Here is a 10721-nt window from a genome sequence, read left to right as displayed (position 1 = left end):
ATGAGTATCAACAGTTCGAATATTTACAGCATGAATATACAAAAATTAGAGTATCTAGTTGAAGTTGCAAAAACCGGTTCCTTCTCGATTGCTTCACAAAATCTATTTGTAAGTCAGTCTGCTATTAGTCAATCAATTGTAAGTATCGAAAAGAAATTAGGGATAAAATTATTCGAACGAACAAGAGGAGGAAATAATGCGATTCCAACAATTGATGGAAAACAAATTATACCTTTAGCGAATGAAATCGTTCTAAAATATCAAGAATTAATCCAGAATGTACAATTAATTAATGATAATATGACCGGTAATTTAAAAATATCTACAGTACCGGGTTTTATTACACAACTTTTAAATCCAATTTCAGCTATAAAGGAAGAACATCCTAATATCACAATTGATGTCTTTCTTAAACCAGGCCAAGAAATTATTGAAGATGTACTAGAGAGCCGTAGTGATATTGGTATTGTACCATTTATTAAACATTTACTAGAAAGTAATGAAAATCTAATTTATCACAATTTATTTACAGCTAAAATGAAGTTATTAGTAAGTAAAAAGTCTCCCCTTGCAAAGAAATCATTCGTTACGCCACAAGAAATCGTTAAAGAAACGCTAGTTGTTTATAACGGTGTATATATGCAATGGTTTAAAAATAATTTCTATAAACAGTTTGGTGAAATGAGGGAATTATTTTCATCTACAAATGTTGATGCAATTTATAAGGCGATTGGTGATAACTTAGGTGTCTCATTTGCTCCTTATTTATCTGAAAATTACATCATTAGTGAAGATGTCAAGATTTTAGATATTGTAGGATACGAAGATCTACAAATTCAATATGTATGGTTTATGTCTAGTAAGAAAAGATATTCAAAATTGATAGATGACTATATAACGAAATTAAAAGATGAGTTAAATGTAAATGATTGATATAAAAAGTGGATGATCATTCATCTACTTTTTTATTTTAGTCGATATATTATAGACACCCAGCCTTTTAAAACCATTAATTAATGCTTACTTTATAAGATTGAAAAATTTAATAAAAATTAAGTAGAACATCTTGGAGGCAAAAGTAAAAAAATATTGACTTAGTGGGTTAAGACCATGGAAACTAGTTTGTCAAAGAGTTCCTAAAATCCTTTCTAATGTTAAATAATACACTGGAAATTACAGAAAACCACTGAAATACTTCAGTGGTTTTCTTGTTTATTTACCAATGTAAACGAAATTTCTGAAAGAGCTTATAGTTCCTCTTTTACAAGAAACTTTTCTCTCGCATGTTCTGCAGCTTCAACCATCACTTTTAGTGCTCCGACTGTTTCAGCAATACCCCGTGTTTTCAAACCGCAATCAGGATTAATCCAGAAGAGTTTTGGATTAATTATTTGAAGTGCACGATCAATATTTCTTGCGAGCTCTTTAACCTTTGGTACGCGTGGACTATGAATATCATAAACGCCAAGACCAATCCCTTTATCGTACGTATTTTCTTCAAAGGCATAAATTAACTCACCATGGCTTCTTGATGTTTCAATTGAAATAACATCAGCATCGAGAGCATTAATTGCATCAATGATATCTTCAAAATTCGAATAGCACATATGAGTATGAATTTGTGTATCATTTTGTACAGAAGCCGTCGCAAGTTTAAATGCATTAACAGCAACGTTCAGATAGCTTTCCCAGTTTTCGCGCTTTAATGGAAGTCCTTCACGAATTGCTGGCTCATCGACTTGAATCATTCGAATTCCGTTTTTCTCAAGCTCTTCAACTTCTGTTCTAATCGCAAGTGCAATTTGATTTGCAACATCGTAACGTGAAATATCATCCCGTACAAACGACCAGTTTAAAATTGTAATTGGACCTGTCAACATGCCTTTTACCGGTTTAGTTGTTAAAGATTGGGCGTATACAGATTCTTTAACAGTCATTGGTTCTTGAAACGACACATCTCCATAAATAAGTGGTGGTTTTACGCAACGAGATCCATATGACTGCACCCAACCAAATTTTGTGAATTGAAACCCAGCTAATTTTTCTCCAAAATACTCAACCATATCTGTTCGTTCAAATTCACCATGTACAAACACATCTAAGCCAAGTTCTTCTTGAATATCAATCCATTTTTTTATTTCTGCATAAATATACTCTTCATATTGAGTAGTAGTTATTTCGCCTTTACGCCATTTTAAACGCTGTCCTCTAACTTCCTGTGTTTGTGGAAAGCTACCAATTGTAGTAGTAGGAAGAAGTGGTAATTTGAAAAACTCTTCCTGAATAGATTGGCGAACTTTATAATCTGCCTCACGATTAACACTATATATGTGTAAATTTTGAATTGCTTGCTGAACTTGTTTGTTGTTTCGAACTGACGATTCATTTAAAGCTTGGATAGCTTTTGTGCTTTCATCGATTTCTGCTTGAATTGAAGTTTTTCCATCTTGCAAGCCTTTTGCAAGTATAACAATTTCTCGTAACTTTTCATCAGCAAATGATAGCGCACCTTTTAGAACTTCATCAAGCGTTTCTTCATTTTTCACTGTAACAGGTGTATGTAATAAGCTTGAGGAAGGTTGTACGATAACTTGCTCTTTTGAAACAAATTCCGTAATTTGTGTAAGAATAGAATGTTTATCATTAAGATTTGCACGCCATATATTACGACCGTCAATAACTCCAGCAGCAAGTATCTTATCCTTTGGGAAACCATACTTTTTGATTGAAGCTAGATTCTGACCGTTATCATGTACAAAATCAAGTCCAATACCATCAACTGGAAGTGAAATTACATCTTGGTAGTTGTCAATGCTCTCAAAGTAAGTTTGCAAAATCAGCTTTATGTTAGGTGCTGCTTCACGTAATGTTTGGTAAACATCGTTAAATAATGCAACTTCTTCTTTTGAAATAGACGTTGATAAGATAGGCTCATCTATTTGTACCCACTCTACTCCTTCTTTTTGTAGATCGTGTAAAATCTTAGCATAAAGAGGTACAAATTGATTAACGACCGATTTAAAATCATTTTCATTATAGCCTTTTGACAGTTTTACAAATGTTACCGGGCCTAAGATTACAGGCTTTCCTTCAATATTAAGTTTTTGTTTAGCCTCTTTATAAAATTCAAGAGGACGGTTTTCGACAAGAGTAGGTACTACTTCGCCCAACTCTGGAACAATATAGTGATAGTTTGTGTTAAACCATTTTGTCATTTCAGATGCAACGGCACCTTTCGTACCACGTGCGATCTCAAAATATGTTTCTAGCGATACTTTACCTCCACCATATTCAAAGCGCTTTGGCACTAGACCGAACATAACAGCCGTATCAAGAACATGGTCATACAAGCTAAAGTCTCCTACTGGAATCAAGTCAATTCCTTGATTCTTTTGCTTTTGAAGATGGTGTATACGAATTTCCTCTATTTGTTTTAAAAAATCTTCTTTTTCTAGTTTACCTGCCCAAAACTGTTCAAGTGCTCTTTTCCATTCACGCTTTTCACCAATTCTTGGATAACCTAAATTAGAACTTTTTACTTTTTTCATCATTTATACACTCCTTGTTTTTTGATGTCTGATTTTTACGTCTCAATAAAAAATCTCTCTTTTCAAAATAGAAAAGAGAGACTCATACGCATCGTTAACTTGAGTTGAGACCTTTTGGTTCCCAAAACACGTAATCCTCACTCCCCCCTATTCATCCGTAGGTATAAGCGCATACAACAGGCAGGTCTCCTGACTTAGATTCAACACTTCTTATCCCTTCCCATTTCAATTTTGAAACAGTGGTAAATTGATAAGTCGCTCCTCAATACAGTGGCGGGACCGTGTCGGATTTTAACCGAACTTCCCTTTTAAGCTGTGAAAAAGACTTTCACAACACCTGATGCATTTTTTATTCAATTTTATTAACAAAACTTCAAAACACTCATAATGACAAAAAGCCCTCTCTAATTGAAATAGAGAGGGCTACAAAATTTATGGAATCCTCTCTTATTTTCCAAAGCAAAATATGCTTTGCAGGAATTAGCACCTTTTCAACAATACTGCTGAATGGTTGCCGGGCTTCATCGGGCCAGTCCCTCCGCCTCTCTCAATAAGAGTTAAATAATTTATAATGTTTTGAATTTAATAGTCATATTATCACGATAAACACAGGCTGTCAAAATAAACTTTCATAAATTTAATAAAAAGTCGTAAGTAGGATTGATTGTTCACATTTTGGTAGTTTAATTAGGTATGGGAACAAAATTGGAGTTTAATTAAAAAGCTTCTGCTAAAAGGCCGGTTAAATTAAAACTAAAAAAGTAGGTGATACTTGGAAAGTAAACTTAGCTGATGAGTTTATTGATGGATTAAGGAATATATATGTTCGAAGTAACGATAAAGATTTGAAATTAAGAAGAATCGACTCTACCAATTAAAAAAAATGTAAAATATATAGATATTTTAATATAACTAATACGTTAGTTAGCTGTTTAAGAATAGAGATCAAAATTCGTTATAATAGAATTAAGTAGCGGGTTAGAAAATTAGTAGACATTACATTCATATTAGGAAAATTATGGATATTTTTTATGCTTTAATTAAATTCAATAATACTTTTCTCATAATCGGTTTTTATTTATATTTAAATAATTATTATTGAATTGTTAAGTAAAAACATTAAATTATAACAATTGTGAATTATCTAAACGTTTGTTATAATTTGTTTTACAATTTGATACGTGTAGAATCAGGTGTAGATTATGAGATTTGTAATCTACTTAAAAGGGAAGTTCGGTTAGAATCCGACGCTGTCCCGCAACTGTATTTAGGAGCGATTCGAAATATCCACTGTCTTTTCGTAAAATGAAGATGGGAAGGTTCGAAAAGTGATGATCATAAGCCAGGAGACCTGCCTGTTTCAGCACACATCATATACCTACGCGGATAGGGGGTGTTAAGTGCGAGCGAATGTGGCATGTTTTTTTAATTGATTAAAAACATGTTTATTAAACCATGAGTTCTGACTTAACAACTTCTTCTTAAAAGAAGTTGTTTTTTTATTGTCAATTTTCTATTTCAAATTATGAGGAGGATTTAGTTGTTTGGTACGGTTGAGTATTTTATCAATGATTTTAAAACATGCATCATGAATGGTTTTTGTATTGAACCGTCAATTAATTTGAGCTCCTATTATGAACAACAAACAGAAGGAATAAAAAAACGTTCAGGAAAAAGTGATGAAAAGGAGGTTCATTTAAACAATCTTGAAAAGGCTTACAAAATAATATGTGAAGAGCTATTTGGAGATGGGAGGAAGATATAAATGGAAGCTAAAGAAAAATTTTATCCGGGATTAGATGGTGTTGTTGTAGCAGAAACGAAGATTTCTTTTTTAGATACAGTGCAAAGCGAAATTGTAATTAAGGGTTATGACCTTATAAAACTAGCTGAATCAAAAGAGTATTTGGATATTGTCCATTTATTACTAGAAGAAAAATTACCTAATTCTATTGAAATAGCAGAAATGAAAAAGAATCTGAAGGGGGAATATGTAATACCTGAAGAACTTTTGGATATGTTCAAACATCTTCCTGAGAATACACACCCGATGGATGGTCTTCGTACGGGTATTTCGGCGCTTGCAGGATATGACAATAACCTTGATGAACGTTCATTGACTGCAAATAAAAAACGAGCATATCAATTGATTGGTAGAGTACCAAATATTGTAGCAAATAGTTATCGAATCATTCAAAAACTTGAGCCTATTCTTCCAGATGAAAATCTATCATATAGCGCAAATTTCTTTTATATGCTGACTGGTAGAATCCCGACTTCATTAGAGGAAAAAATATTTGACCAATCCTTAGTGTTATACAGTGAGCATGAAATGCCAAACTCTACGTTTACAGCAAGGGTAATTGCTTCAACTCAGTCTGATCTATATGGTGCATTAACTGGCGCGGTGGCATCTTTAAAAGGTAACTTGCATGGAGGAGCTAATGAGGCTGTTATGTATATGCTTAATGAAGCGGGGAGTGTGGAAAAATTTGAAGAATTACTAGAAACAAAACTGTTCAAAAAAGAAAAGATAATGGGATTCGGTCATCGAGTTTATATGAAAAAGATGGATCCTAGAGCTTTATTGATGAAGGAAGCATTAAAAGAGCTATGTGATATAAAAGGCGACGATACACTATATAAAATGTGTGAAGCTGGAGAAAGAATCATGGAGAGGGAGAAAGGTATTTATCCAAACCTGGATTATTATGCTGCTCCTGTCTATTGGATGCTAGGAATTCCAATTCCTTTATATACACCTATCTTTTTTAGTGCAAGGACAGTGGGGCTTTGTGCACATGTAATTGAACAGCATGCTAATAATCGATTATTCCGTCCACGAGTAAGTTATATAGGTGAGCGACATGTCTTTAATAAAACAACTGGGCAGTTGTAAGAATCGCTCACCAATTAAAAATGGATATTTTGGCGAATACCCATTTACATCATAATAGACTTTTAACGAAAAAGGAAGGTACGTATGTTAAAAACAAATGATAATACGAAAACAGATATTTTATTGGAAGAAATCGCAGATTACGTTTTAAATAAAGAGATTAAGAGTCCAGAAGCATTTAGCACGGCTCATTATATATTACTAGATACATTGGGGTGTGGAATTCTCGCTTTAAACTATCCGGAATGTACAAAATTGCTAGGGCCTGTAGTAGCAGGAACAGTTGTACCAAATGGAACTCGAGTACCTGGAACATCATACGTTCTTGATCCTGTAAAAGGGGCATTTAATATCGGATGTATGATTCGTTGGCTGGATTATAATGACACTTGGCTAGCTGCGGAATGGGGTCACCCTTCTGATAATCTGGGCGGTATTCTTGCAGTAGCTGATTATTTGAGCCAGGTTCGTATTTCTGAAGGGAAAGAGCCATTAAAAGTAAGAGAAGTACTAGAAGCAATGATTAAAGCACACGAAATTCAAGGAATTCTAGCATTAGAAAACAGCTTAAATCGTGTTGGGCTTGATCATGTTCATTTTGTAAAAATTGCTACAACAGCCGTAGTGACGAAAATGCTGGGAGGAACACGTCAGGAAATCATAAACGCACTTTCGAATGCATGGATTGATGGCGCTAGCTTAAGAACTTACAGACACGCACCTAATACAGGTTCACGTAAATCTTGGGCTGCAGGTGATGCGACAAGTAGAGGTGTGCATTTGGCAATGATGGCTTTAAAAGGCGAGATGGGCTATCCGACTGCACTTTCAGCTCCAGGATGGGGTTTTCAGGACGTCTTATTTAATAAAAAAGAGGTAGTACTTAGTCGACCACTTGATTCTTATGTAATGGAGAATATCCTATTTAAAGTATCGTATCCTGCAGAATTCCATGCTCAAACTGCAGCAGAATGCGCAGTTAAGCTTCATCCTCAAATTATAGACCGTTTAGAAGAAATTGATGAAATTAAAATCATGACGCATGAATCTGCGATACGAATAATTGATAAAACTGGACCGCTTAATAATCCAGCAGATCGCGACCATTGCTTACAATACATTACAGCTGTCGGATTACTTAAAGGTGATATTACAGCTGAAGATTACGAAAATGAAGCAGCTAAGGATTCAAGAATTGATACTTTACGAGAAAAAATGAATGTGGTAGAAAATAAAATCTACAGTGAAGATTACCTAGATGCTAGCAAGCGCTCAATCGCTAATAGTGTACAGATCTTTTTCAAAGACGGAACAGCTACTGAAAGCGTGGAAGTAGAGTATCCATTAGGTCATCGTTTCCGACGAGAGGAAGCAATTCCAAAAGTAAAAGAAAAATTTACTAACAATATCAATACACACTATTCAAGTAAACAACAGCATTTAATTGAAGAAGCCTGCTATGACCAAGAGAAATTGGCAAGCATGAATGTAAATGATTTTGTTAATTTGTTTATTTAAAAAGGAGGTGCACTAATATGGCATGGATTGTAGACAAACAATTAGCACAAACTGAACTAGCTTCTAGGTTTCAAGTGCTTATGTCTGAAGATAGCATTTTACAAATTCCAGGTGCACATGATGCAATGGCGGCACTTGTTGCTAAAGAAGCAGGTTTTTCAGCTCTTTATTTATCTGGTGCAGCTTATACAGCAAGCAGGGGACTTCCAGATCTTGGGATTATTACTTCGACTGAAGTTGCAGAGCGTGCAAGAGATTTAGTGCGTGCTACTAACTTGCCGGTGTTAGTAGATATTGATACTGGCTTTGGGGGGTACTTGAACGTAGCCCGAGCAGCGCGAGAAATGGTGGAAGCAAATGTAGCGGCTATTCAGTTAGAAGATCAGCAGTTGCCTAAAAAGTGTGGTCACCTTAATGGAAAACAGCTTGTAACAACTGAAGAAATGGTTCAAAAAATTAGGGTAATTAAAGAGGTTGCTCCTTCATTAATCATCATTGCTCGGACGGATGCTCGTAACAGTGAAGGATTAGATGGAGCGATCCAAAGAGCGACAGCCTATGTAGAAGCTGGAGCTGATGCAATTTTTCCAGAGGCACTTGAATCTGAAGAGGAATTTCGCATTTTTCGTAAAATGATTCGTGTACCTCTTCTTGCTAATATGACTGAGTTCGGAAAGACACCGTACTATACGGCAGAAGAATTTAGTGACATGGGATTTCAGATGGTTATTTATCCAGTGACATCTTTACGAGTGGCAGCAAAAGCGTATGAAAGAACGTTTCAATTGATAAAAAATGAAGGTACACAAAAAGAAGCAATTAAAGATATGCAAACAAGAAGTGAGCTATATGATGCGATTTCATACTATGACTTTGAAAATCTAGACAAAGAAATGGCAAAAACAGTCCTTACTGAAGAACATAAATCATAAAAACACACCATGAAAAGGCGATGATTCAAATCAAGAGAGGAAGATAGAATCATCGTCTTGTTTTTACGGTACATATTTTAAAACCGTAGAGGAGGATAAAGTTGATGGATGAATTAGATTCTCGTTGGAATGATCTTTTCGTATCGCGTTTTGGAACAGCTGATGTGTTTACACCAGAAGATTTTAGTGAGGAAGAGCAACTCATTTCAAAAACTACAGAATTATTTGTAAAAAACGAAGTAATGCCTCTAATCGAATTAATTGATCAGCAAGATCATGAAAAGGTAAAAAGGTTGTTTCAGGAAGCGGGAAGTTTAGGTTTATTAAGTATAGAAGTTCCAGAAGAGTACGGTGGATTATCACTTAACAAAAAGCTTTCAGGACTTGTAGCTGAAAAGATGGGGGCTGGAGGGTCATTTAGCGTTTCCTTTAATATTCACGCCGGTGTTGGAACATTACCATACGTATATTACGGTACAGAATTTCAAAAACAAAAATACCTGCCTAAGCTCGTATCAGGAGAATGGATTGGTGCATATGCACTTACGGAACCAAACGCAGGATCTGACGCATTAAATGCAAAAACGACTGCCTCTTTGAATGAGAGCGGTACTGCATGGATTTTAAATGGTGAAAAACAATGGATTACAAACGCACAAGTAGCTGATGTGTATGTAGTTTTTGCGAAAACAAATGAAGGAATGACTGCATTTATCGTAGAGCGATCATTCAAAGGTGTTTCGATAGGACCTGAAGAAAAGAAAATGGGGATAAAAGGCTCGTCAACAGCAACTGTAAACTTAGAAGATGTTAGCGTACCAATTGAGAATGTACTAGGCGATGTTGGCAAAGGTCACAATGTGGCGTTAAACATATTAAACATGGCTCGATTAAAACTAGCATTCTCAAATATTGGTACTTCGAAACAAGCATTGAAGATTGCTCTAACCTATGCTAAGCAGCGAAAACAGTTTGAAACGGCGATTATAACCTTTTCGATGATTCAAGAAAAGATTGCAGATATGGCGATTTCAATATATGGGGCAGAAAGCTCTGCTTATAGGACGGCTGATGATTTGGATCATGTCTTTGATTCATCAAATCCGTTAGGTACTAAGTTAAATGAGTTAAAAAACTATTCAACAGAGTGTGCAATTAATAAAGTAAACTGCTCCGAAGTCCTAGACCGAATTGTAGACGAGGCTGTACAGATTCATGGAGGCTATGGCTATATGCAGGAGTATGAAGTTGAGCGATTGTACAGGGATGCGAGAATTAGTAGGATTTTCGAAGGGACAAATGAAATAAACCGCTTAACAATTGCAAAAAATTTAATTAAAAATGCACAAAATAACAAAAAATATCCCGACGATCTGATCAATAATCAAGAAACTAGATACCGACAATTTATTAAACTATCTAAACATCTTCTTAATAGAACGTTGGAAGCGCTAACGAATTCAACTATTAACATAAATCAAGAGCAAGAATACTCACGCCTTCTTGCTGATATGAAGAAAGAAATTTATGTAATGGAATCTGCAGTCATTCGGACTGAAAAAGCATTACAAAAGAGCAAGCCAAATAAAGAGCAAATAAAAGAATTAATGACGAACGTGATTTGTGAAGAAGGATACCGAAAAATTGAAGGGTTAGTGGTGTCTGTTTTATCAGGAATCGAAGTAAATGAAGCAAAAAGAAAACAAATATTAGATGAGATTCGAAGTCTTCCAGCGCCACTTTTCAGTAATCTATTTACTCAAAAACGTGAAATTGCAGAAAGAATGGGCGTTTATGAAAAATATATTGTGTGAATGGAGTGAT

General features: G+C 35.0%; 7 protein-coding genes and 3 riboswitches. Of the genes, 6 read left to right on the top strand and 1 reads right to left on the bottom strand.

Features of this window, described 5'->3' with window-relative positions:
• Positions 1-933: a LysR family transcriptional regulator gene (locus tag COE53_RS19805; RefSeq protein ID WP_069033553.1), complete on the top strand. Its 933-nt coding sequence runs from the start codon at positions 1-3 to the stop codon at positions 931-933.
• A gap of 314 nt (positions 934-1247) precedes the next feature.
• Here COE53_RS19805 and metE read toward each other — a convergent pair whose 3' ends face one another.
• Positions 1248-3548 (bottom strand): 5-methyltetrahydropteroyltriglutamate--homocysteine S-methyltransferase, encoded by a 2301-nt coding sequence (gene metE, locus COE53_RS19800; protein WP_069033587.1) that lies wholly within the window; start codon positions 3546-3548, stop codon positions 1248-1250.
• Between the two features lie 162 nt (positions 3549-3710).
• A riboswitch (cobalamin riboswitch) is annotated at positions 3711-3904 on the bottom strand.
• Between the two features lie 88 nt (positions 3905-3992).
• Positions 3993-4105, bottom strand: a riboswitch (SAM riboswitch).
• Between the two features lie 617 nt (positions 4106-4722).
• A riboswitch (cobalamin riboswitch) is annotated at positions 4723-4921 on the top strand.
• Positions 4922-5088: 167 nt separating this feature from the next.
• Between metE and COE53_RS19795 the strand changes: the two genes are divergently transcribed.
• The 5 genes from COE53_RS19795 (at position 5089) to COE53_RS19775 (ending at position 10711) form a co-directional block, all read left to right on the top strand.
• Entirely contained in the window at positions 5089-5313 is a 225-nt protein-coding gene (locus COE53_RS19795; protein WP_069033554.1) for a hypothetical protein, read from the top strand.
• The gene (gene mmgD, locus COE53_RS19790; protein WP_069033555.1) at positions 5314-6447 is read left to right on the top strand and encodes a citrate synthase; all 1134 of its coding nucleotides are present in this window, start codon (positions 5314-5316) and stop codon (positions 6445-6447) included.
• An 84-nt stretch (positions 6448-6531) separates the two neighbouring features.
• Positions 6532-7965, top strand: a complete 1434-nt coding sequence (prpD, locus tag COE53_RS19785) for a 2-methylcitrate dehydratase (protein ID WP_069033556.1) — start codon at positions 6532-6534, stop codon at positions 7963-7965.
• A 17-nt stretch (positions 7966-7982) separates the two neighbouring features.
• Complete coding sequence (gene prpB / locus COE53_RS19780) at positions 7983-8897, top strand: methylisocitrate lyase (RefSeq protein WP_069033557.1); 915 nt, start codon at positions 7983-7985, stop codon at positions 8895-8897.
• Between the two features lie 104 nt (positions 8898-9001).
• Positions 9002-10711 (top strand): acyl-CoA dehydrogenase family protein, encoded by a 1710-nt coding sequence (locus tag COE53_RS19775; RefSeq protein WP_069033558.1) that lies wholly within the window; start codon positions 9002-9004, stop codon positions 10709-10711.
• Positions 10712-10721 lie beyond the last annotated feature (10 nt).

The sequence above is a fragment of the Bacillus sp. AFS029533 genome (assembly GCF_002585125.1).
Lineage (GTDB): Bacteria > Bacillota > Bacilli > Bacillales > Bacillaceae_G > Gottfriedia > Gottfriedia luciferensis_B.
This window is presented reverse-complemented; position numbering and strand designations above follow the sequence as displayed.